Genomic DNA, 23,081 nt, shown 5'->3' with positions numbered 1-23,081 from the left:
ATCCGCGAACGGTGCTCGCAAAGACACAAAAATATCCAGTTAGGTATAAACGAAAAAACACCACTCGTTCTTAAACGAGTGGTGTTAGACCACTGGTCACCCTTTTTGCTTTTTAACTACTGCTTAATTACCGCTTAACTCACGATTTGAAAAGTTGGTATTAATCAAGCTCACTATAAATACGTCTGTTTTCTTCTTTAGTAAGTGCAATAACTTCTGTTTTAGAGATGTAATCTTGCAGTGCTTTTTTGTTTTTAAAATCTACTAACACCACCAAATTACCTAAACCGAGTAAAGCGCTAACGCTGCGGATAATTGATTGCGGCCAGCTAATTAAATTACCCTCAAGAGTTTGTACTTTTAAACGCCATGCACGCATGCCAATGGTTTGCCCGCTTTTAGTCCAAAAGTAGCCAAAAAATACTAAGGTAACAATAATTAAAAGAGCGGTACGAATACCCGAAAGAAGATTTGAGTTCTGAATAAAGGCAGATACATCCTCTGTGCCATTTAAACTAATTACATCGAGAGAAATAAGCCCTTGAACGGCAAATAAATACAGCACTACAGTTAACATCGCAAACGCAATAATGGCTAACGTATCGTAAACTAACGACGCAAAACGGCGCCAAAAACCAGCACGTGGAAACTCATCCGACATAAATACACTCTCACTATTAATATGCGAGCTAGTTTAGCAAAAAAGCTTACAAATACTAAGACATGTTAATGCTTAGAGAGGGAATTGATTTTATTGCTTTAAGTTATTACCTACAGGGGAAATGAAAAAGACCCTGCTATTGGTAGCAAGGTCTTTTAATTTATAGCGGATTTAACCTAGCTTGATAGCAAGGTATTTGATGTCGTCACCACTTATTTGCGGTAAAAAATAAATATCGCCGTATTTAAAATACTGCTGCGAGTTAATTATTACGGCCTGTGCTGCCTGAGGCAATGAATCGTAAGTTTGGCCCAAGCTATAATCATTCACATTCCCCACTTTTATTGCCTGATTAAGACGGGTTGGTGGCTCATCAACCACTGTATAACCGTCATTATTTGCGACGTAATACACGTTTTGATATGTGTAGTAGGTGGTATTGTGATGCTTAAAATGCCTGTAATTTCTTGGTAGCGTATTTATACGCAGGCCTCTAGGTGGCGTAACTACATGGTAGCCTCTTTTAGCTTTACGGTAGTAAAGGCCGTCGTTAAACGTAAACGAAATACCATTAAATCTAATCGATGCGCTATTGCGTGGTAAATGGTTTATAAATCGATTTTGTCTGTAAGCGACTGAATTATTATGGTTTGTTAAGTAGTTATATTTGCGCTGGTTGTAGCGGTATTGTTCACGCTTTTCCTGCTTGTACTTAGCAAGTTTACGTTTTTCTTGTTTACGGTCTTCTCGTTTTTCTTTTTTATGCTCAATACGCTGCTTTTTTTCATGGCGGCGTTCATCGCGTTTATATTCAACACGTTTGTCGTGGTCACGTTTAAAGCTTTTATCATTCTCTCGCTCGTTTTGTGCTCCAAGCGCAGAGCCTGATACTGCGCCAATGGCGAGCAGTGCAGGTAGTAAAAAAGTAAGTTTCATAGTATTGCCTCGTTTATGTTTTTACATAACTGGGTTCAATACTAGCGGTTCAAACTGAATGTTAACTGACATACAACAGCAAACGGAGCTATGCTTACAGCTTTTTACATTTTACTGACGGTTCTTGACATAATCTCTAGTTTTTGACGATTTTTAAGGGTAATTCTGTTCTTTTTAAGGGGGGGGGTATTACGAGAGATATTTTAATAATATTGCTATTAAATTATGTGTTTGGACTTTTTTGTTGTGCTTAGAAAACGTTATTTCCGTGCATTTTAGATGGGAAAATACCAATAATAGAGTTTAAATAGTGTAAAAAGCTAAGTTTGCGGCGCGTTGTTTATTGCCGCAAACATGACTTTATATTTTAAAGTACGCATTTATCTTTTAATAAATTTAAGGTTAGGGTGATACGTTATGACATTAACTTTAACAAATGCTGTGTTATTAACGTTTCTTTTAACAACTTTAACGGGAACGTACTTGATTACCTTAGTCTGGTTAATTTTTTTCAGTTCTCGTTTTAGCTGAACCTTTTTATATTCTTGCTTTGTATATCTATCATGTGGTGCTGCAAATGCAGAACTAGATAAAGTGCCAATAACTAATAGTGCAGGTAGTATAAATGTAAGTTTCATAATATTGCCTCGTTTGTGGTTAACATGGCTAGTATTGACGTTTGAAACTGAATGCCAACTGCATATAGGGGCAACTGTAGGGAGGCTTTACACCCTTTTACTTATCTTTACTATTCTTGACGCTAATACCAATCCGCAGTAATACTTAATCAATTTGAGAGATTCAATCTAACGCTAACTCTATTAAAAAATGACTGATATATGGCTGCATAAATGCAGAAGGTAGGGCAATGAAAGAGCAATTGTCGAGAACAATTAATAACAAATTCAGCAGTGTTATCAACACCTTTTCTTACTTCAAAACAGGCAGCTTAATTAAGCTACCTGGTATAAAACCGTATTGGTTCTATACCAATTCCATATATCGTTTAGGTTGACTACTTTTGATAAAAAGGATAATCGCTATAACCTACTTCAGTACCGCCATACATAGTGGCTGCATCGGCCTCGTTAAACGTCCAATTATTCGCTATACGCTCTGGTAAATCAGGGTTAGCTATAAATGGGCGACCAAATGCAAATAAGTCACCGTAACCTTCACCTAAAATACGCACCGCTTTTTCTACTGTGTATTTACCAGCATAAATAATGCGACCTGAAAATTCAGCTCGTACTGCTTTATAAAATTCTTGTGGTAAATCAGGAGCATTTTCCCAATCAGCTTCCGCTATTGATAAGTAAGCAATGCCAGCTTGCTCAAGCACTTTAACGGCTTGTACATAAGTATGATGAGGGTTTGATTCAACAAGTCCTAGATACACTCGTGTTTCATCTGTGCTTTCAAATAAAGGAGCAAAGCGAACACCTAAACGATCAGAGCCTACAACGTCACTTACCGCTTCAACTATCTCTTTTAAAAAGCGCAGACGATTATTAAGCGTTCCACCGTATTGATCGTCACGGTTATTAGTATGTTCAGAAATAAACTGATTAACTAAATACCCGTTAGCACAATGAAGCTCTACGCCATCAAAGCCTGCTTCTAGAGCATTACGTGCAGCTTGCGCATACATGTTTACCAGCTCGCCAACCTCAGTAGTACTTAGTGCACGGGGGGCACTTGGGTCAGCCAATGCGCCTTCACCAGGTGCGGTTTCAATAAATACTTTTACATTGTCAGCAATAATATCTGAAGGGCCAACCGGTTTACCTGAATTTGGTTGTAGCGTGGTGTGCGATACGCGCCCTACATGCCAAAGCTGAGCAAAAATAACACCTCTTTTAGCGTGTACCGCGTGTGTTACTTTTTTCCAGCCTTCAATTTGTGCTTGCGAGTGAATACCTGGGGTCCAAGCGTAACCTTGTCCACGAGGTTCTATTTGTGTGCCTTCGGTAACCATAAAACCAGCCGATGCGCGCTGTGCATAATACTCAGCCATTAATTCATTAGGAATATTGCCAGGCTGAGTACTACGAGAGCGAGTAAGAGGTGGCATCACAATACGGTTTTTAAGTGTAAAAGGGCCAAGCTCAATTGGTGAGAATAAAGGGGCGGTATTAACTAATTCTGATTTCATTTTAAATTCTCTTATAAAGCAAACAAAGGCTTAAATAGTGGTTAAGCAACATTGGCAGCATAGAGATTTAAAGATACAATTTGAAACAACACTTTTTTGTGCAGCATACAATTATGAATGGTATTAGTCGGCTCGATATAAAACAGTTAAGAGTACTCAGTAGCTTATTAGAATTGCAAAATCTTTCGCAAGTAGCCAAAAAAATGGGGTTAACGCAACAAGCTATTAGTGAGCAACTACGAAAACTACGAGACTTATTTGACGATCGCTTGTTTATTCGCCAAGGTAATAACATGGTTGCTACTCCTAAAGCGCAAGGACTCAAGGCGCCTGTTAATCATATTTTAAAGCAATTAGAATCGTTACTAGAGCCCGAGCTGTTTAGTCCGCAAACTTATAAAGGTGTGTTTACCATAAGCGCAACCGACTACGCCACGCAGGCTTTACTACCGCAATTATTTAATATTACCCGCCGCGAAGCGCCAGGTTTAAAGCTGATTGTGCGCGACTTTGCATCCGACAACGTTAATCAACTTATAACGGCCGGTGAGCTTGATTTGCTGATAAGCTTTCCAGAATTTATACCCGACAACCTTTCTTATATCACTTTGTTTGAAGAACAGCATTTGTGTATTACCGGTATAGGTAATACTACTTACACTGAGCCTTTGAGTTTGGCGCAATTTGCAAAGCATTCACAGCTAGTGGTGTCGCCATCGCGCGCTAATTTGCGTGGTTCGCACGATCAGTGGTTTGAAAGCCAAGGGCTAAAACGTAATATTGTAATGTCGGTACCGAGTTTTTCAGCAGTGCCCGACATTTTACATACTACTGATATGCTCGCGTTTTACCCATCAAGATTATTACCAAACAGCAAAGTTAAACAGCTAAAAATAGAAGCTCTGCCTCCTACCTTTAAAGTAATAGCCGCATGGCATCCTCGTACCAATAACAGCCCAATCCATAAATGGTTGATAGAGCAGCTGCAAAACTTATAAAATTCTTAGAAATGCAACGAGATCTAAACGCTCTTGCTTAGTTAATTTTAATGGTTTTAGTAGTTTCGTCGTTTTAGGAAAATGAGGATCGTTTAACTGGGTTTTTCTGGGCTTAGGTCTTGCTCCACCATGGTTGTACATGCTTACTATGCCCAGTAGATCATCAAAAAGCCCATTGTGCATCCAAGGAAATGTTTGTGTTAAACCAAGTAGAGAATGGGTTCTAAATAACCCTATATCACTTGGATTATTTGTAAAATTAAACCGGCCTTTATCTTCAAAACTACGGCCGTAGTAATGAAGGCCAGTGCCATGAAATTGGTTGTCACTTAATAGTGCGCCATTGTGGCAAGTCATACATTTTGCTTTGGTTCTAAATAAATGTAATCCGTTTAATTCACTATCTGATAAGCGTCTAACCGCTTTTTTTGGATTACTCTGAACCTCATTAATAAATGATTTAAAACGAGTATTAGGTGCAATGAGTGTTCGCTCAAATGCAACGAGGGCTTCTGCCATTTGTGCCATGGAGAGCGTATTTGAATTAAAAGCACTTTTATTAAATGCCGTATAGCTTTTATCTTTATTGACCCGCATTAAAGCTTTTTGTGGATCTAAGTCCATTTCAATTGGATTGCTAATGGGCATAAGTGCTTGTTGCTCAGCTGTTTTAGCGCGACCATCCCAAAAAAAACTTTGCCACTGATCTATACCAAAAATTGCAGGGGTATTACGGGTGCCCACTTGATCATTTATACCGATTGCAGTGGCACGACCATCATGAAAACCCTTATCTCGTTCATGACAACTTGCACAGCTTACGGTTTTATCGCGTGAAAGCTGTGTATCATGAAAAAGCTTATTGCCAAGTGCAACGTGCTCTGCCGGTGGAGTGGCTATTGGCAATAGCGAAAGAGGCTCAACTATACGTCCGTCACTGGTTTGAATTGGGGGCCAATTTACTTGGCTCTTACTATACAAACCACGTAGCTCTTTGTCGCTGTATTGTTGAGCGTGCATACTAAGGGGGAGTAATAATGTTATTAAACCAAGTAGCTTAATCATATTTATAAGTTACTCCAAGCCAAAACATTCGGCCAGGCTCAATGCCCGCGGCTCCTTCGTTTACATTGTAAGTGCGTGCGTTTAAAAGGTTAGATACATCAGCGCGTATTTCTACGTTGTGTTTTTCACTAATTTTAGGATTATATCGTAAGCTTAAACCGACCATAGTACGGGCGCGAATAACGCGTTGCTCATAAATATCCACCAAAGTAGATGTAATAGGGCAACTTATACAGCTCTTGTCTAGCTCAACGCTTTCACTTGCGCCTGTGCTAACAGCTGTATCAAAGCTGCCACTATAGGTAATGTTCAAGCCTGTACTAAGTGAATCAAGCCAGTCAACATTCCAACCCATAGCACCGGTTACGGGAGTTCCAAAATTGGTGCGAATTTGAGATAACTGGCTAAGTGTAACGAGCTCACCTTCCTCTTTAGCATTAACGTAATAAACTAGCTCATCGAGAGGGGTGTTATTTGCGGTTGCATTGTAACTGTCGTTTGACACTTTATTTTGCGCATATGAAGCATTTGCCCAGAGTGAATGTGCTTTAAATTGTGCACTCCATGCAATCGAGTAACGCTCAGAGCTACCTGTACCGCTGTTTGTTATTTCAATATATTTGAAGCCATCTTCACTTGGCGTATCAGCAGTTGAGCGAGACAATTGTTGATGCTTTTTCCGTTTTACATACTTAAGTGAAAAGTTACCAATTTTTTCAAATGAGTGAGCTATACCAAAAGCTAACTCGTCATCAAAAGGTGTTTGCACATCGTTAAAACGATATTTAAATGCGCCAGTGTAATTAGAGGGTAACCAGCCTTGTAAGTAGCCGTTTTCGATAGGGCGGTATTCGTTATACGAAAAGCTTTGTTGCTCTTTTATTTTATAACCAATAATTCCTGAATCATAATAACGGTTTACGCCTGCGCTTATTATTGTACGTCCATCATTAAACACATCGTAACCAAGCGAAATACGCGGGGCTAAGTTATGATTTTTTAAAAAATCATCATAGTTATAGCGTATTCCTAAGTTAATATTTACATGACCAAGCGTTAAATGATCGGTCATATATAAAGCGCTACGGTTAAGTCCTACATTTATATATTCAGCAGGTGTAACTTTACGACCATTAAAATACTGTGCAGTACTTACAATGTTATCGCTATAAGCTGCAATATGTTCAGGGTTATTAAAATCAATACTCCTTCCCAATTGCTCGGTAAGTTGCTCTATAGAAATAGCAGATTCAAGCGATTGGCAATCAAGCGTGTAACCGCTGCAATTAAGTGGTGCACTGGCGCTTGACCAAATAATAGGAGAGTCGTATGTGTAACTATTTTGAAAACGTTCACGTTTCACTTCTTGGTGTATAAGCTCTATACCAGCTTTAATATTGTGCTCTACACTCAAAAATTTAAACGTATTAAAATCGAGAGTGTTTTTCCAACTAGTGGTCAACTGTGTGTTATCGATCGCCCCATATCCACCTTGCTTTGAGTAACGCGTATTAGATAATCCTTGGTCCGCAAATTCTCCCCATTGCTTTCCTTTTGCCTGCAACCAATTATAAAAGTGATCTGGGGACTCTCGACTGCTATCGCTTAAATTTACATTAAGGTTACTGTGCCATGTAGCAAAGCTTAAATTTTCTGTTAACGATATTACGCCGCCCACTGCTCCACCTTCTAAGTGAAAGTTACTGTCTTTGGTATCAACAATAAAGTTATCAACTTCGTAAGGGGCGTACATTAAACTAATATCAAGCTGATCGACCCAGCCATTTTTGTATCCATATTTAACTAATGCATTAATATTTCGGCGACTTTGCGTTTTTGGTTGACCCAGTGAAAAATCACTAATGTCGCTGGTAAGGTAATTAACGCTTACCATAAGTCCGTGGCGTTCATTGAGTTGTTTATTGGCGCTCAATGAGTAACTTATTTTTTTAAACTCAGGGGCTTCTAGCGCTTCATCATCAACATTTCGTTGTCCAGACTCTTCATCAGCTTTAAGAAAATGGTATTCTCCCCAGCTACTTTGATTCCCACGCACACCAAAGCTAAAGCTGTCTTTTGCAAAAGCACTTTTGGTTTTAGCATCAACAATCCCGCCTGAAAAACCACCAAATTCGGCTGGAATGTTATGGTCGTACACGGTTATTGATTCAACAATATCTGAATTTACATTCATGCTTTGCACACCGCCCGACACATCATTACTGGTAGCTGTAACTCGCGTAGCACTGGCGGGATCAATACGGTTGTTGTAGTTCATGCCATCAATCGAAAACCCTGTTTGCCAAGGTTGCGCGCCAGAAATAGATATTTCGGGTGCGCTAATTTCAGCCAAGCTTTCAATACTAAAAGCGTCGTTACTGAGTTGTACTCCAGGAAGGAGGGCAATTAACTCATTTATATCCCCATTACCTTTAGCGGTCGAGGTTATAAAGTTACGGTCGAGGTATGAGCGACCAATTACTTCAGGCACTTCAATACCTATGTACTGACCTTTTACTTCTATGTGTTCTAAGGCTTCACAACGTTTTTTTTCTTCATTTTGTAAAGTACTGCATATGGGTTTTGACTGGTCGGTCTGCTCTTGCTCGTTCGCTGCATAAGCGTTTTGGGTAAGCAAAAGCAGACACGCTAAGGTGCTAGGTGTCTGCATTTAAATCTCTTAATTAATTACCAAGTGGAGTACTGTCTTCGCTATCAATAATGCCGTCATTGTCGGCATCTTGATCGGCTATTAAACCTGAGGCTGTTATGTCGTCTTCGCTTACATTTGGTAGGAAAAAGTTAGGAAGTCCGTCGTGATCGGTATCTACACTGGCAACTGCTTTTTCTCTAAAGTCATCACGGGCAGCTATTAAACTTGCCATTTCAGTATAAAGGTTGAGTTTATCTGCTGAGCCATTTACGCTATTTTCAATTAACGAAATTGCTTTAGCATTATCACCAAGAAGCACATGAGCAGAAACTAAGTCCATCATATTACTTTGTAATGCGGTGTCTGAAAGCGCAGTAATGCGTTCCTCTAAAGTATTAATTAACGTAGACGTTGGTGCTTTAAATCCTTGGTATTTAGCTTCATAGTCATTAATGTTTTGAGCATTAGCCCCCATAGATGACAACGCACTGTAAATAGTGAAATACCCAGTTTTAGGCGCTTCAATATCTAAAATATACTCTTTTAAAAGCTCAACTAGATCGGTTAATTGGTTGCTATCAAACTCTGAAATTAAAGGCGTAATTTCTTCAACCGATAAAGTAAATGTGTCTAATGCTTGTGTTGAATAACCCGCATCAATCATAAAACCAAGTGTTTCTAAGCGGTTCTCAAAGCGATCTTCAGGGGTTTCTAGTTCTGATATATAGTTAAGTAATTGCGTATATATAGCTGGGATATCATTCGTTGAGCCAGATCGAGTTAGCGTCATTATTACATTGCTATGAACTGAAATTTGGCTGCTAGATGAGAGTGTTTGTAGCTCACCGCTTTGTAGTTTTTCGAGCATAGTAATGCACTTTTCAGCTTGAACTTTTTCATCCATACCAACGCGACCGCTTATTTCAACAAAAGCAGAGCAGCCTCTAAAACCAGTAAGATACGTTGCATAACTCTCGGCTTGTATGTACTCATCTGAAATAAGTAAATCACCGGCATAATTCATTACTTGTTGAGCTAAATCATTTCGATTAAATTGGCTCAAAATAAGTGCAGTACCAGGTAAGTTTGTAGTATCGGTTAACCCCTGAAATAGCACGTTATATTCATCTTTATCTTTAAAAGGTTGAGCAACTTCATCGAGTACTGTTGTGGCATCTTCGCCTGCTAATAAACGCTGCGCCACAATAAATGAAACCATTGAGCGTTGTGCAAATGATTGCTCCCACTCAGATGTAATTAGTTCATATGCAGGGTTTTGAGTTGTGTCGTACAGCGCCTCGATAAGTGTAGCCAAATTACTTAGTGCATACGGGTAGTAGCTAAGAGTTGCTTGTGAATAAGGTGAGGCAGCATAATTATAATTACTATCGAAATTAGTAATACCATAAAGAGCGAGTGCTTTATTAGTATATTCACGGGCAAGTTCTAACTGATTAGTTTGTAATAAAAACTCTGCCGACCATGCTAAATATAGTATACGAGAGCGGTGAGTTGGCTCTCCTTTATAATCACCATTTTTTGCTATTACGTAGCCTGTTTTATTACTTAATTGAGCGAACGATTTGGCGAATAACTTTGCAGTTTCTAAGTTTTCAGCAGTGGGTGTCGCTGCATATGATTCAAGAGTTGAGCTTGCAGCACTTGAAAATGCAGTAATAAAGTACCCAAATGTAGTTGTAAACTCATCCTGTGCTGCGTTTAATGCATAGCCTTCAATTTGTTCAATTAAGCTAGTTGCTTGCGACAGTTGTAATGCATCTAAATAGTCTCGTGTAATAGTTAACAACCAAGATGCATCATTTCTGTCTATATTATCCAATCCTTTTTCAGCAAGGTATTGGTTATAAGATGTTAAAGCTAGCTCTCTATATTCTATAGCTTGCTCAGAGCGATTAATCGTATCCAGTGCACTGGCTACTTTTAGAAGCCCATCGGCATAGGCTGTTTGCTCATTAATGAGTAATAAATACTCTTGTGCGGTAGTTAAAAAACCAGCGCGCGCATAAGCTGCAGCTTGAGTTTGATAAATACTATAACGAGATAGTTCATCGTTAATATTTTCTGTTATTAAATCGGCTTGTTTTAAATGAGACTTATCTGAGCTGTAGTAGTAGTTACGTTTGTCTTCATTTGTTACATAAGAGGGGCTAAGTGAAATAGTCGCAGTTAATGGCTCACTTATAATGCCGTCGGTATAACTAACGGTAAATTCATCATTTTGCGTAGTGAGTGTTTGTGCCTCATAGCTAAATTCACCAGTTTCACTATTTATAGATATTACACCACTACTTGGCGGTGTAAGTAGCGTAATGCTCACTGCATCGCCATCAACATCACTAGTATTTATTTTACCTACACTTGTTGTTGAGGTAGTAAATGTAACATTAGTTGTTGAAATAGTAGGTGCATCATTAATGTTTTCAATAATAAAACGTACAACAACATCAGCGCTTAAACTGCCGTCACTTGCTGAAATAGTCGTGCTATCTTCACCAAAAAAATCAGCGTGTGGTGTGTAAGTAAATTCACCATTAGCCTCTAATGTAATAATGCCGTTACTTGGCGATTGCGCCAAAGTATAACTAAGCGGGTCGTCGTCAGTGGCTGAAACCTGTCCTGAAAAAGCGGTATCTTCATTAAGCGTAAAACTTAAATTTGATTGGGTAAATAATGGTGCACTGTTGCCCGAGCCGCTTCCACAACCTGCTAAAGCGAGTGCGCATAAAATAGGGGTAAATTTAATAAGTCTGTTCATTATTGTTAATATTAGAAGTTAATAATGTTGCGAATGATAACGCATATCAATTGTGTTTCACAGTTCAGGGTCGGTATTTATGTTAAAAATAAGAATGTTACCTTTAACTAATCAAGGGTTTAAAAAGTAAAGAGACGTTAAAGCAGAAAGGTGTATAGCTAATGTAAATATTTTAAGTTCAGCTAAAAAGTATTTATATACTTAACTAATGAAAGCTTTTCTCATTATTAAATGTAGGGGCTGAACAAAATTACCACCTATAAAATAGCTTAAAATATGAGTTTGCATCGGCTTAGTATTTTTAATAAATTTATTAATCAAAATTAAATAGGTTAATGCCATTTAACCTCTCCTTAACCCTCGACCGAATAAGCTATGTGCAATGGTATGAATTAGGCATAGTTAAATGGTTTATTTTAAAAAGCACTCAACCGGTTTTTTACTTGCACTTAGTTGCACACTTGCTGCATGCAGTAGTCAGCCAAGCTATCAAGGTAATAGTACTGAGCAGTCGCTAAAGCAACATGCAAACTGGCAGTACACGCAAAGTAACGCACAGCAAGTAAATTACATTACCGATTTGGTGAATATAGAAGGGCTTGATTCGCTTATTGATCAAGCTGTTACTAATAACCCATCGTTTAATCAAGTGCATGTTGCATTAAAACTAGCTTATGCGCAGCGTGATGTAACCGCTGCAAGTCAGTGGTTTAGTGTAGATGCAGGATTTGACGCGCAGCGCAGTAAAACCGAAGGTACGCAATACAGCTCATCAGTAGGTATAAGCTGGGAAGCCGATATATGGCAAAAAATTGCTGACAACGTAGCCGCGCAAGATATGACTATTGCCAGTAATCAAGCTACTTATCAAGGCGCTAAAGACACATTAGTAGCGAGTGTTATTCGTACTTATTTAAATATTATTTTGCAGCAAAATTTGCTCGATATAGAGCAGCAACGTTTAGTTGTTTTACAAAATAATGAGCAAAGTATTGTAGAGCGCTACCAATATGGGTTAGGTGATTTAGAAGCGCTTGATACCGCCCGTACTAGCACGGCATCTACCCGCGCGACCATTGCCGATTATCAAGAGCAAATAGCAAAAGCAAAGCGTGCTTTAATGCTAATTGTAGGCACTGATAAACTTCAAAACCTGCCAAGTAAATTAACACTGCCAAGCGTTATTGAGCCATTAAGTACATTACCAGAGCAAGATTTGGCACGCCGACCTGACTTACAAAGTGCCTATTACAACATTCAGGCAAAGCATTACTTGGTTGATGTATCGTACAAAGAGCTACTACCGAGTATTTCGCTTTCGGCATCACTGAGTGATTTAGCAAGCACGCCAAGCCAAGCATTATTAACTAGCCCTGTGTGGAGTTTATTGGGGAGTTTAAGTGCCCCTTTATTTGAAGGTGGAGCACTGCGTGCGCAAGTTGATATTGCAAAATTAAATGCCGAGCAAGCGTTTTGGCAGTACCAAGATACGCTGCTAAGTGCGGTAAACGAAGTTTGAAAATGCACTCGGGCAGGAGCAATCATTAACCGAGCAACAACTGCAAATTAGCAATGCACTTGCCAGCGCTCAACGCAGCTTTAGTAACTATCAAAGTAAGTATCAACAAGGTTTGGTTGATATTTTAGATTTGCTAACAGTGCAACAAAAAGTATACGACCTGCAAGCCCAGCTTAGCCAAATAAACTACACCCTTTTAACTAACCGCATAGATTTAGGCCTCGCTTTGGGCCTTGGAGTATCGTCATGAAAATTTCGCCAACACCGGTTGTTGTAACGCTTGTTGCTATTGTTTGTATAGGGCTTGCTATTATGTATAACGGTCAAAAAATGGCTGAACAAGCAAATAGCCCACAACCTCCCGCTATTAAAGCTATTGCCCCAAATGTATCGGTAATTAATGCAGTTCCGAGCACTTATCAGGCTTATGTTAGTGGGCATGGTGAAGCTAAAGCGCATTGGTCACTTAGCTTAAAAGCACAAGTTAAAGGCGAAGTAACCAGTATGAGCGAGCAATTTGCGACCGGTAACTTAATAACTAAAGGGCAGGTGTTTGCACAAATAGATAATACAGAATACTTACAAGCTCTAGCTAGCGCAAAAGCAACATTGGCTGATGCAAAACTAGCACTGCAAGAAGAACAAGATTTAGGTGAGCAGGCAAAACGTGAATGGGAACGCTCAGGTGTTACGCAAGCACCAAGCTCGCCGCTTGTATTTAGAACGCTGCAATTAGAAGCCGCGCAAGCTACGCTCGATAAAGCACAATATGCACTTAAAACCGCACAGCGTGATGTAAATAACACCCAGTTAAGTGCACCATTTGACGCTGTTATTTTATCGCGCGATATAGATTTAGGTACTTATGTAGGTATTGGCGATACGCTTGCCACGCTAAACAGTACCGACAAAATAGAAATAACCGTGCCGCTTTCATTAAGCCAGTGGCAAAACTTAGCAAATAATAAATCAGGCGAGGTTATTTTAAGTGATGTAACCACTAATACTAAATGGAATGGTTATATTGCACGTTTTGAGCAACACCTCGATGACAGTTCGCGTCAGCGCAGCGTAATTGTCGCCTTAGATAAACCGTTTGAGCAAGCAACGCCGTTATTGCCAGGCACATTTTTAGCGGTAGAAATTGCCGGTAAGCAGTTAAGTAACGTAATTAAATTACCTGCTTCTGCGGTATCTCAAGATGGTTCAATTTGGTACGTAAATGATCAAAACAACTTAGTAAGCATACAAGCCAATAAAGTATTTGAGCGTGGTGATTACGTATATATTTCGCCAGTTGCAGAGCAAAGTACTTTAAAAGTAGTAACGCGCCCATTAGTAAGTTACCTAAGCGATATGAAAGTAAATCCAATTGTTGAGGAGATACAATAATGAGCCCTCATCAAGCACCTCAATCACCCAGTAATAATAACCCGCTGCACGGTATTATTAACTGGTTTGCAAATAACTCTGTTGCCGCTAACTTATTGTTAGTTAGTGCGATTGTAATGGGTATTATGTCGCTTACGACTTTACGTAAAGAGGCATTTCCGAGTTTAGAGCCAGATACTATTTCGGTATCGGTGGTTTATGACAGTGGCGATGCATTGCAAGCCGAAGAAGGAATAGCGTTAAAAATTGAAGAAGCGCTCGAAACCGTATCGGGTATTAAACGTATTACCTCTACATCCGATGCTAGCGGCAGCCATGTAAGCATTGAAAAAAGTACTGATTACTCACTCGATGAGTTACTTGTTGACGTTAAAAACCAAGTTGACGCTATTAATAACTTTCCGGCAGATGCCGAGCAACCTGTTATTGATAAAGCCCGTAGGCAAGATCATGCATTAACGCTGCAACTTTTTGGGGATGCCGATCGCCATATATTACAAAACCTGGGCGAAAAACTTAAAGCCGATTTATTAGCGCAATCAGGCATTAGCGACGTAGCGCAGTCGGGTGTGATTGACCCGATGATGTCCATAGAAATCGACGAAGGTAAACTCCAAGCCTATGGCTTAAGTATTAGCGATATAAGCGAGGTCATTAATAATGAGTCATCAAGCCCGCTTTCGACTAGTTTGCGCGATAGCAGTAAAATTATACGCTTAAAAGCCGCCGATCAAGCTTACTGGCAGCGCGACTTTGCCAATATTGTATTGTTGAGTACTGCATCAGGTACACAAATTAAGTTAGGCGATGTAGCAACCGTTACCGACTCATTTGCCGAAGATAGCAACTCATTAAGCCGTTATAACCAACAAAATGCCGTAGGCGTTGAAATTTTAATGGGCGATAGCAGCGATATAACTACCATTGTTGAGCAAGCTAATAGCGTAATAGATAAATGGCACGAAAGCGGTTTATTACCCCAAAATGTAGAGCTTGAAAGCTGGCACGACAAAAGCACCATGATCACCGAACGTTTATCGCTACTTACTAAAAATGCCGTGACCGGTATAATTATGGTGTTTGTAATACTTGCCATATTTTTAAACGTACGCGTAGCGCTGTGGGTGGCTGGTGGCTTGCCGTTTGTATTTTTTGGCACCCTTTATTTTATGACCGATGGCTACACCGCACTGACCATAAACGAAATGACCACCTTTGGCTTTATTATGGCGCTGGGCATAGTGGTAGACGATGCCGTTGTTGTAGGCGAGAGTATTTACACCACACGTAAAAAGCATGGCGATACACTAAATAATACGGTTTTAGGCACCATGAAGGTTGCTGTGCCAACAATATTTGGGGTGTTAACCACCGTTGCCGCGTTTGTGGCGCTTTCGAATGTGTCAGGCAACTTAGGTAAAATTTACTCTCAATTTGCTACCGTAGTGACCATTTGTTTACTGCTTTCGGTTGTTGAATCAAAACTTATTTTACCATCGCATTTAGCCCACATTAGTACTAAACGCCAAGTTAAAAAAGGCTTAGGAGGTCTGTGGTCAAAAATACAACATGGTGCTGATAGTGGCTTAAACTGGTTTAGTAAAAACATTTACTGCAAGGTTATTGAATTTTCACTGCGCTTTAGATACGCCGTAGTCGCTGCGTTTATCGCCTTTTTTATATTAGTTATTGGCATGCCAATGACAGGCACAGTAAAGGTTGGTTTCTTCCCAAGTATTGCAGGCGACACCGTAACAGCCGATTTAGTTATGCAAAACGACGCTGCTTATGGGCAAACAAACACAAATTTACTAACGCTTGAGCAAAGTGCATTACAAGCAGAGCAAAACTTAATGACCAAGTTGAGCTCTGACAAAAGCGAAATAACCAGCCTACAAGTCATTAGTAGTAGCGACACCAGCGGTGAAGTAAGCGTTGAGCTATTAAACGAAGGCGCTTTTACAGCAAGCGAATTTGCTCAAGAGTGGCAGCGCGTAGCAGGTAGCCTTGAGGGCAGTAAAAAATTACAAATATTAGCCACGCGTAAAATGGTCGATAACTTTAAAGTTGAGCTTAAAGCGTGGGACGACGAAACCGTAATGGCGGCGGGCGCACTATTTAAGGAGCGCTTACAAAATACCGCAGGCGTTAACGGAATAGACGACAACTTAAACCCAGGTCAGCCACAGCTTAAATTTACCCTAAATGCACAAGGGCGTGCACTTGGAATGGATACAGCCAGTTTATCAAAGCAAGTACTTCAAGCCTTTGGTGGTGCAGTTGTACAGCGCTACCAACGTAATAAAGACGAAGTTAAAGTGCGTGTACGCTACCCAGAAGATGCTCGTAAAACACCTGCGGATATAATGCAGTCGCGTATTCGCCTGCCTGATGGCACCGTTGTACCGCTAGTAAACGTAGCCACAGTAAGCAGTGAATATCAGCAAGATGAAATAACCCGCATTGATGGACTACGTGCAATTTATTTAAGCGCACAAGTAGATAAAAACGTGATTGCTCCAAACGAGTTAGTTGCTAATTTAAAGCGCGACTTAATTCCTGAGTTAACACAGCAATTTCCTAACTTAAGTGTGTATTTTGCAGGAGAGGCAGAGCAACAAAGCGAAACCACCAGCTCAATGAGTACTATGTTTGTAGCGGCTTTATTAGTTATTTACGTGTTGCTGGCTATTCCGCTTAAATCGTACATTCAACCAGTACTAATCATGGTGGCAATTCCGTTTGGCATTGTGGGCGCTATTTTAGGACATTGGTGGAACGACTTAACCATTAGTATATTGTCATTAAATGGTATTTTGGCGCTCAGTGGCGTAGTTGTAAACGACAGCCTATTACTTGTTTCACGCTTTAACGAACTAGTAAAAGAAGAGGGCATGAGCACACACGATGCCATAGTTGAGTCGTGTACGAGTCGTTTGCGTGCGGTATTACTTACCTCAATTACAACTTACGCAGGCTTAGTGCCGCTACTTAGCGAAACCTCAATGCAGGCACAGTTTTTAATTCCTGCTGCGGCATCACTTGGCTACGGTATTTTGTTTGCTACGGTTATTACCTTAATACTTATACCGGCATTATTGATGATTCAAACCGATGCTAAACGCGGTATTGATGCTGTGCTAAAATCGCTAGGTGCTAAAAATAAAACGCAGGAAACAGCCTCTTAATGATAAACGTACTACTGGTTGAAGACGACATAGACTTGGCAACCACCATTGTTGATTATCTCGAAATTGAGTCAATAGAGTGTGACCATGCAAGCAATGGCGTAATGGGTTTAAATTTAATAGAACGTAATCAATATCAAATGATTATATTAGATGTAAACATGCCCAAAATGGACGGTTTAACCATGTGTAAAACATTGCGTGAGCAAGGCATTGATATACCAGTATTAATGCTGACAGCGCGCGATAGCCTCGACAATAAGCTTGAGGGGTTTGCAGCCGGTAGTGACGACTATTTAGTAAAACCATTTGCTATGAAAGAGCTAGTAGCGCGGGTTCAAGTATTAGCAAAGCGTAAAAGTGGAGAGGTAAAGCGACTTACATTTGCTAACTTAACACTTAATTTAACCGCGCATACAGCAACAGTGGCAGAGCACAGTTTAAAGTTATCACCCATTACTTTTAAGTTATTAGAAGTGCTTGTACGAGAGCAGCAAAAACCGGTAACCCGACAGGTAATTATGCAAGCAATATGGGGCGACGATCAGCCAGACAGCAATAGCTTAAAAGTGCATATTCATCATTTGCGCAAACAGCTAGAGCAAGCGCATTGCCAAGCCGTACTTGAAACAATACCCAGTGTAGGGTTTGCGCTAAAATTAAAAAATGAGACACAAGCATGAAAATTAGACCCAGCCTGAGGTTGTATTTTTTTGCCACCATGGTGCTTTTAAGTTCATTAATGGCAATTGGCTTTTCGTTTTTAAGTGTTAATTATTTTATTGATGGCTTAGACCGAGGGTTAAACGGAGTTATGTTTGAGCTTTCGCAAACCACTGAGATTGAAGATGGGCAGCTAAAAAATATTGTTGGATTTAATGTGGCGAGCCGTTGGGAAGACATGCCAGAAATAATACAGCAAAAATTTGAAGTAGCGCCAAATGAAGCCGGTGTACTACAAAAAGTGAAAGATAATACCTCGTTGTTTACCATGCCTGCAGACTTGTTTTTTGTTGTTTACTATCAAAACCCAAATGGCGAGGCGCGTTATATATCGCGCATTATGCTTGAAAAAAATCGCCCTAAAAGAATGGGAAGTGTAAAACCAATACACCGCATGACATTGATAGCCATTACTGGTTTTGCAGCCATTGCCTTATTTACCTTCTTTTTGTTTATGGTAATGAAAAAAATAGCCAAGCCAGTAGAGTCACTACGTGGTTGGGCTAAGTCGTTAAATCAAAAGAATTTACAAAACACGCCGCCCGATTTTACCTATAACGAACTAAATACCTTGGCAACGTTAATACGCAGTAGCTTACTTTCAGCTCACGACAGCCTTGAGCGAGAACAGCGCTTTTTAAGTTATGCGAGCCACGAGTTACGTACACCAATTTCGGTTATTCGCAGCAACGTTGAGTTACTTAACCGTTTAAGCGAAAAAGCACCTTTAAGCGATAAACAATACCTTACACTGCAGCGAATAGAGCGCGCCGGTTTAACCATGAGCGATTTAACCGAGACGTTATTGTGGCTTAGCAGAAATGACGACCAGCAAAGTTCACCAGAGCCTGTAAACCTAGCCGAAAAAATAACGACCTTGGGTAACGAACTCGACTATTTACTCAATTCAAAACAAGTTGATGTACTTATAAATACCGATAACCAAAATACGACTATTAATACCGAAGCCACTGCATGCCACATTGTGCTTACTAACTTAATACGTAATGCGTATCAGCATACGCAACAAGGGCAAGTGCGAATTACTCAGCAGGGCAGCCGTGTGATTATAGTAAATAGCAGCGAACAAACTGATACGTCACACGCGACTAATAACACAAACAAGCCTGCCAATATTGGCTACGGTTTAGGGTTGGAGTTAAGCGAAAAAATAATAAAACGACACGGTTGGGTATACGAAGTAAACGACATGCCTGGGCGTTATGAAGTGGTGGTCGATTTTAGTTAATACGCTTTTTTTAATACTTAACCTGAACTCTGGTTAAGAGATTTACTAACATATTGAATCATAGTGATATTTAAATTTATATTCTCTAGCCAGAAATTTTCAGTGAAAACAAGGCGAATTTACGCGTCAATAGCTGGTCTATTGCAAGTAAATTCAACGCAGTTATCGCTGAAAATAGCTGCTTGAGATAGATTTATTATCCAGAGTTTAGGTTACTTGGATTTGAAATATAAAAACCGCACTAAGGCACTTTTAAAAAAGCTTTAGCGCGGTTTTTTATATTCAAAAATATTTAATTTAACGCTGAGAATATAGAAACTTAGTGATTTATTTAGCAAAGTATCTGTTAACGAGCCTTACAATGCCAATGATCATCGTGTTTAGTGCAGGCTTGTTTTGTGGGCTTGGCTTTTACGATAATAATGTTTGGAGAGTTGTGCTCAGTTACTAAAACAGGCGTAACTACTTTAACTGCTTTTTTATGTGGTTTATGCGCACTGGGACCATGTTGATATACAGTGCAGCCGCTCATAATAAGCGCGGTCGTCATTACTAAAACTATTTTTAAAGATAAGTTCATGTTTATTAGTCCTATGTAGCTTAATACAAAGCCTAGGATAAACTTTTTTTTGTATAGTGCTGTAAGCAAACGTAAGGATATTGTAAAGGTGGTTTATATGGCTTTTGATATCATTTAACTAATTAATAGGTACATTGGTACTGCGTTAAATACGCCAATACCAATGCTTATAATATTGAGTTTAGAGCTCATAGCTTAGTCCGCTGAGTTCAAGCTTATAAATCGCTGCGCCAACCCATACCAGACTCTTCCATTAAACGCTCGTACACGCCTTCTATGTTAAGTGGTAACCATGCATCAAACTGTTTAAAGTCACTAAATTGGTCTAATTTTACATTTTGTTTAATTTCGTCAAGCGTATTACCGGCTAAAACGCCTGCTGTTACTTGGCTATACAAAAGCTCTAAATAACTTAAGTAACGTGCTACATCGGCTTTATTACCCATATCGGCATGTCCGCCTACAAAAGTATTAAAGTCGTATTTGAATACCGCTTGGGTTGAGTTAATCATGCCTTGAATATCGTAACTCCACAGTTTTTGCCACGGCATTCTACCAATAACAATCCAATCAACCACAAACAACGTTTTTTGCTTTTCGAATAATATACTAACCGAACCACGACCATCGTTTGGACCATGGTAGTTAAGCTTTACTGTTGAATCACCAAGAGTAAGTAGTAGCTCGTCATCAAAAGCAAGGCTGGGCATTACCGTTTTCATTTTTGTGTTTTTAATATCTTGCGCAGCGAGTTTATGCGCTACAAACGTGGTGTGCGGGCTTTTAAATACCTCAGCGCCGTAAATATGATCGCTGTGATTATGGCTATAAATTACATACTTTACCGGTACGTTAAAGCGGGTTTTAATTTGCTCACTTAACCAGGTGGCGGCTTTTTTATTAAGTGGGTCGGTAACAATTGCGCCCTCAGGAGTGATTAAAAATACTGAGCGGTGTCTGTCGTCTATAAAGCGGTGTAAGCCGTCCCCTAAGTCTTCTATTTCATAGGCTTGTGTGGCAAAGCCTATAAATAATAAGGCTGTAGTTAATAGTTTTTGTAGCAAGCGGGGCATACACCATTCCTTTTAAAATTGATTAAATTAATAACGCTATTAAAAGAAGAAAGCATAAAGCTGTAAAAAATTTCAGTTGCTAGTTAAATTAAAACTTAAAACTTAAAACTTAAAACTTAAAACTTAAACCTAAGCCTAAACCTAAGTAAAAGGATCAAATATGAGGATGAAATAAAAAGCCATTATAAAAATGGCTTTAGATAGGTTGGTTGGGTTTATCTTTGTGTTAGTTGTTGGTTTATTTCTTCAAAGATACTTGCATCATCTATGGTTGAAGGTATTTGTAGCTCTTCGCCATCAACTAGTTGACGTAAATTTTTACGCAGTATTTTACCCGAGCGGGTTTTGGGCAACCTATCTACGCTAACTATATTTTTAAGACACGCAATCGCGCCAATTTGATTACGAACACTTAAAACAAGCGCTTGCTCTACGTCGGTACTTGAGCCTATAAAATCATTTTTGAGCACGATCATTCCCATAGGGAGTTGCCCTTTTAGGGGATCGTTCACACCAAAAACAGCGCATTCGGCAACAGCAGGGTGCGCGGCTACTATCTCTTCCATTTCGCCAGTAGAAAGCCTATGCCCTGCTACATTTATAACGTCGTCGGTTCTGCCCATAATAAATAGGTAGCCGTCTTCATCAATATAACCACCATCGCCAGATAAATAATAACCTTCGTATTCATTTAGGTAGCTTGCTTTAAAGCGCGGGGTATCTTGCCAAATTGTTGGTAGGCAACCCGGTGGAAGTGGCAGTTTAATTACCACGGCGCCTTGCTCGTTAGCTGCGCATTCATTGCCATCCATATCTAATATTCGCACGTCAAAACCTGGAGTAGGCACGGTAGAGCTGCCAGGTTTTGTTGCTAAGTACTCAAGCCCTACAGGGTTACAAGCAATAGCCCAGCCAGTTTCGGTTTGCCACCAATGATCGAGCACTGGCAGTTTGGTTTTTTCTTTAAGCCACTCATAAGTGGGAGGATCTAACCGCTCGCCAGCTAAAAATAAACGTTTTAAGCTTGAGGTATCGTATTGATTAAAACCATCGGCATTTGGATCTTCTTTTTTAATTGCTCTAAAGGCGGTGGGGGCACTAAATAATGCATTTACTTTATATTCTTCAACCACGCGCCAAAATGCACTGGCGTCGGGGGTTTTAACCGGTTTACCTTCATATAATACGGTCGCGCAGCGATACATTAGCGGCGCGTAAACTATATAAGAGTGCCCAACTACCCAGCCAATGTCAGACGCTGCCCAAAATACGTCGCCGGGCTTCATACCATAAACGGTTGCCATGCTGTACTGCATTGCCACTGCGTGACCACCATTTTCGCGCACTACGCCTTTGGGTGTGCCTGTCGTGCCTGAGGTATATAAAATATAAAGCGGATCGTTACCATTTACAGGCACCGGATCTGCGATTGCAGCTGTTTGCATTGCCTGAGTCCAATCTATGTCTCGTTTAGGCTTAAGAGTGGCGGTTACTTGTGGACGCTGATAAATAACGCAGTGTTCTACTTTGTGCGTAGCTAAGTCTATTGCGTTATCAATAAGTGGTTTGTATTCAATAACGCTGTTTACTTCAACACCGCATGAGGCGCTAAGTATAAGCTTGGGCTTGGCATCATCAATGCGTACAGCTAATTCGTGTGCAGCAAACCCACCAAATACCACAGAATGAATAGCACCAAGGCGAGCACACGCCAACATACCAATAACCGCTTGTGGGATCATTGGCATATAAATAACAACGCGATCGCCTTTTGTAACACCTAACGATTGTATTACGCCTGCAAATTTAGCAACTTCTTGTTGTAGTTGTGAGTAGCTATAAGTTTGCTTTGTATTAGTGACTGGAGAGTCGTAAATAAGTGCAGTTTGCTCGCCAAATCCGGCAATAACGTGTTGGTCTAGTGCTAAAAAACTGGTGTTTAATTGCCCGTCGCTAAACCAATGGGAAAGCCCATCGTCGTCTTGTGTGTATGCTTTTGTGGGAGCTTTGTACCACGGAATATTTTTACTTTGTTCGAGCCAAAATTGGGCTGGGTTTTGCTTAAAGGCATTATATTGCTGTTGATATTCGCCTGACATGTAAGGCTCCTGAA

At 40.0% G+C, this 23,081-nt stretch carries 17 protein-coding genes; 7 read left to right on the top strand and 10 right to left on the bottom strand.

Going from position 1 to position 23,081, the window contains the following annotated elements:
• Nucleotides 1–160: 160 nt before the first annotated feature.
• The 4 genes from GQR54_RS13155 to GQR54_RS13140 form a co-directional block, all read right to left on the bottom strand.
• Nucleotides 161–661 (bottom strand): RDD family protein, encoded by a 501-nt coding sequence (locus tag GQR54_RS13155; protein WP_166378172.1) that lies wholly within the window; start codon nt 659–661, stop codon nt 161–163.
• Between the two features lie 171 nt (nt 662–832).
• Nucleotides 833–1,597: a DUF6515 family protein gene (locus tag GQR54_RS13150; RefSeq protein ID WP_024589716.1), complete on the bottom strand. Its 765-nt coding sequence runs from the start codon at nt 1,595–1,597 to the stop codon at nt 833–835.
• Nucleotides 1,598–1,977: 380 nt separating this feature from the next.
• Complete coding sequence (locus GQR54_RS13145) at nt 1,978–2,235, bottom strand: hypothetical protein (RefSeq protein ID WP_166378170.1); 258 nt, start codon at nt 2,233–2,235, stop codon at nt 1,978–1,980.
• A gap of 377 nt (nt 2,236–2,612) precedes the next feature.
• Nucleotides 2,613–3,752: an alkene reductase gene (locus GQR54_RS13140; protein ID WP_166378168.1), complete on the bottom strand. Its 1,140-nt coding sequence runs from the start codon at nt 3,750–3,752 to the stop codon at nt 2,613–2,615.
• Between the two features lie 80 nt (nt 3,753–3,832).
• On the opposite strand from GQR54_RS13140, the gene GQR54_RS13135 reads away from it, so the two are divergent.
• Entirely contained in the window at nt 3,833–4,750 is a 918-nt protein-coding gene (locus tag GQR54_RS13135; RefSeq protein WP_197152594.1) for a LysR family transcriptional regulator, read from the top strand.
• On the opposite strand, the gene GQR54_RS13130 is transcribed toward GQR54_RS13135, so the two are convergent.
• From GQR54_RS13130 to GQR54_RS13120, 3 genes are read right to left on the bottom strand one after another with little or no spacing between them, the layout of a single operon-like run.
• Nucleotides 4,745–5,815 (bottom strand): cytochrome c peroxidase, encoded by a 1,071-nt coding sequence (locus GQR54_RS13130; RefSeq protein ID WP_166378166.1) that lies wholly within the window; start codon nt 5,813–5,815, stop codon nt 4,745–4,747. The two genes, GQR54_RS13135 and GQR54_RS13130, sit on opposite strands and share 6 nt — an antisense overlap.
• A complete protein-coding gene (locus GQR54_RS13125; RefSeq protein WP_166378165.1) occupies nt 5,808–8,486 on the bottom strand; it encodes a TonB-dependent receptor plug domain-containing protein in 2,679 nt (892 codons plus the stop codon). Before GQR54_RS13125 ends, GQR54_RS13130 begins: the two co-directional genes overlap by 8 nt.
• Nucleotides 8,487–8,499: 13 nt before the next feature.
• A complete protein-coding gene (locus tag GQR54_RS13120; protein WP_166378163.1) occupies nt 8,500–11,244 on the bottom strand; it encodes an Ig-like domain-containing protein in 2,745 nt (914 codons plus the stop codon).
• A 406-nt stretch (nt 11,245–11,650) separates the two neighbouring features.
• On the opposite strand from GQR54_RS13120, the gene GQR54_RS13115 reads away from it, so the two are divergent.
• The 6 genes from GQR54_RS13115 to GQR54_RS13095 are packed head-to-tail and all read left to right on the top strand — an operon-like array spanning nt 11,651 to nt 19,315.
• A complete protein-coding gene (locus GQR54_RS13115) occupies nt 11,651–12,763 on the top strand; it encodes a TolC family protein (protein ID WP_269435499.1) in 1,113 nt (370 codons plus the stop codon).
• A gap of 40 nt (nt 12,764–12,803) precedes the next feature.
• The gene (locus tag GQR54_RS19730) at nt 12,804–13,013 is read left to right on the top strand and encodes a TolC family protein (protein WP_269435501.1); all 210 of its coding nucleotides are present in this window, start codon (nt 12,804–12,806) and stop codon (nt 13,011–13,013) included.
• Nucleotides 13,010–14,155, top strand: a complete 1,146-nt coding sequence (locus tag GQR54_RS13110) for an efflux RND transporter periplasmic adaptor subunit (protein ID WP_166378161.1) — start codon at nt 13,010–13,012, stop codon at nt 14,153–14,155. Before GQR54_RS19730 ends, GQR54_RS13110 begins: the two co-directional genes overlap by 4 nt.
• Nucleotides 14,155–17,343, top strand: a complete 3,189-nt coding sequence (locus GQR54_RS13105) for an efflux RND transporter permease subunit (RefSeq protein WP_166378159.1) — start codon at nt 14,155–14,157, stop codon at nt 17,341–17,343. The genes GQR54_RS13110 and GQR54_RS13105 overlap by 1 nt, the downstream gene beginning before the upstream one ends.
• Nucleotides 17,343–18,026, top strand: a complete 684-nt coding sequence (locus GQR54_RS13100) for a response regulator transcription factor (protein WP_166378157.1) — start codon at nt 17,343–17,345, stop codon at nt 18,024–18,026. Before GQR54_RS13105 ends, GQR54_RS13100 begins: the two co-directional genes overlap by 1 nt.
• The gene (locus GQR54_RS13095; RefSeq protein ID WP_166378155.1) at nt 18,023–19,315 is read left to right on the top strand and encodes a HAMP domain-containing sensor histidine kinase; all 1,293 of its coding nucleotides are present in this window, start codon (nt 18,023–18,025) and stop codon (nt 19,313–19,315) included. The genes GQR54_RS13100 and GQR54_RS13095 overlap by 4 nt, the downstream gene beginning before the upstream one ends.
• Nucleotides 19,316–19,661: 346 nt before the next feature.
• On the opposite strand, the gene GQR54_RS13090 is transcribed toward GQR54_RS13095, so the two are convergent.
• The 3 genes from GQR54_RS13090 to GQR54_RS13080 all read right to left on the bottom strand — a co-directional run bounded on the left by GQR54_RS13090 (nt 19,662) and on the right by GQR54_RS13080 (nt 23,067).
• On the bottom strand, nt 19,662–19,895 hold the full coding sequence (locus tag GQR54_RS13090) for a hypothetical protein (RefSeq protein ID WP_166378154.1): 234 nt from the start codon (nt 19,893–19,895) through the stop codon (nt 19,662–19,664).
• A gap of 215 nt (nt 19,896–20,110) precedes the next feature.
• The gene (locus GQR54_RS13085) at nt 20,111–20,968 is read right to left on the bottom strand and encodes an MBL fold metallo-hydrolase (RefSeq protein WP_166378152.1); all 858 of its coding nucleotides are present in this window, start codon (nt 20,966–20,968) and stop codon (nt 20,111–20,113) included.
• A 215-nt stretch (nt 20,969–21,183) separates the two neighbouring features.
• Nucleotides 21,184–23,067 (bottom strand): propionyl-CoA synthetase, encoded by a 1,884-nt coding sequence (locus tag GQR54_RS13080; protein ID WP_166378150.1) that lies wholly within the window; start codon nt 23,065–23,067, stop codon nt 21,184–21,186.
• Nucleotides 23,068–23,081: the final 14 nt, after the last annotated feature.

Source organism: Pseudoalteromonas sp. Z9A4 (assembly GCF_011378845.1).
GTDB lineage: Bacteria > Pseudomonadota > Gammaproteobacteria > Enterobacterales > Alteromonadaceae > Pseudoalteromonas > Pseudoalteromonas arctica.
Note: the sequence above shows the minus strand (reverse complement) of the source record. Positions and strands in the feature narration are given on the sequence as shown.

Excerpts from the sequence above, each read along its gene's own strand:
- GQR54_RS13095 (WP_166378155.1), top strand. The coding sequence starts at position 18,023 with ATGAAAATTAGACCCAGCCTGAGGTTGTATTTTTTTGCCACCATGGTG.
- GQR54_RS13125 (WP_166378165.1), bottom strand. The coding sequence starts at position 8,486 with ATGCAGACACCTAGCACCTTAGCGTGTCTGCTTTTGCTTACCCAAAAC.
- GQR54_RS13105 (WP_166378159.1), top strand. The coding sequence starts at position 14,155 with ATGAGCCCTCATCAAGCACCTCAATCACCCAGTAATAATAACCCGCTG.
- GQR54_RS13150 (WP_024589716.1), bottom strand. The coding sequence starts at position 1,597 with ATGAAACTTACTTTTTTACTACCTGCACTGCTCGCCATTGGCGCAGTA.
- GQR54_RS13140 (WP_166378168.1), bottom strand. The coding sequence starts at position 3,752 with ATGAAATCAGAATTAGTTAATACCGCCCCTTTATTCTCACCAATTGAG.
- GQR54_RS13155 (WP_166378172.1), bottom strand. The coding sequence starts at position 661 with ATGTCGGATGAGTTTCCACGTGCTGGTTTTTGGCGCCGTTTTGCGTCG.
- GQR54_RS13080 (WP_166378150.1), bottom strand. The coding sequence starts at position 23,067 with ATGTCAGGCGAATATCAACAGCAATATAATGCCTTTAAGCAAAACCCA.
- GQR54_RS13110 (WP_166378161.1), top strand. The coding sequence starts at position 13,010 with ATGAAAATTTCGCCAACACCGGTTGTTGTAACGCTTGTTGCTATTGTT.
- GQR54_RS13085 (WP_166378152.1), bottom strand. The coding sequence starts at position 20,968 with ATGCCCCGCTTGCTACAAAAACTATTAACTACAGCCTTATTATTTATA.
- GQR54_RS13100 (WP_166378157.1), top strand. The coding sequence starts at position 17,343 with ATGATAAACGTACTACTGGTTGAAGACGACATAGACTTGGCAACCACC.
- GQR54_RS13120 (WP_166378163.1), bottom strand. The coding sequence starts at position 11,244 with ATGAACAGACTTATTAAATTTACCCCTATTTTATGCGCACTCGCTTTA.
- GQR54_RS13090 (WP_166378154.1), bottom strand. The coding sequence starts at position 19,895 with ATGAACTTATCTTTAAAAATAGTTTTAGTAATGACGACCGCGCTTATT.
- GQR54_RS13115 (WP_269435499.1), top strand. The coding sequence starts at position 11,651 with ATGGTTTATTTTAAAAAGCACTCAACCGGTTTTTTACTTGCACTTAGT.
- GQR54_RS13130 (WP_166378166.1), bottom strand. The coding sequence starts at position 5,815 with ATGATTAAGCTACTTGGTTTAATAACATTATTACTCCCCCTTAGTATG.
- GQR54_RS13145 (WP_166378170.1), bottom strand. The coding sequence starts at position 2,235 with ATGAAACTTACATTTATACTACCTGCACTATTAGTTATTGGCACTTTA.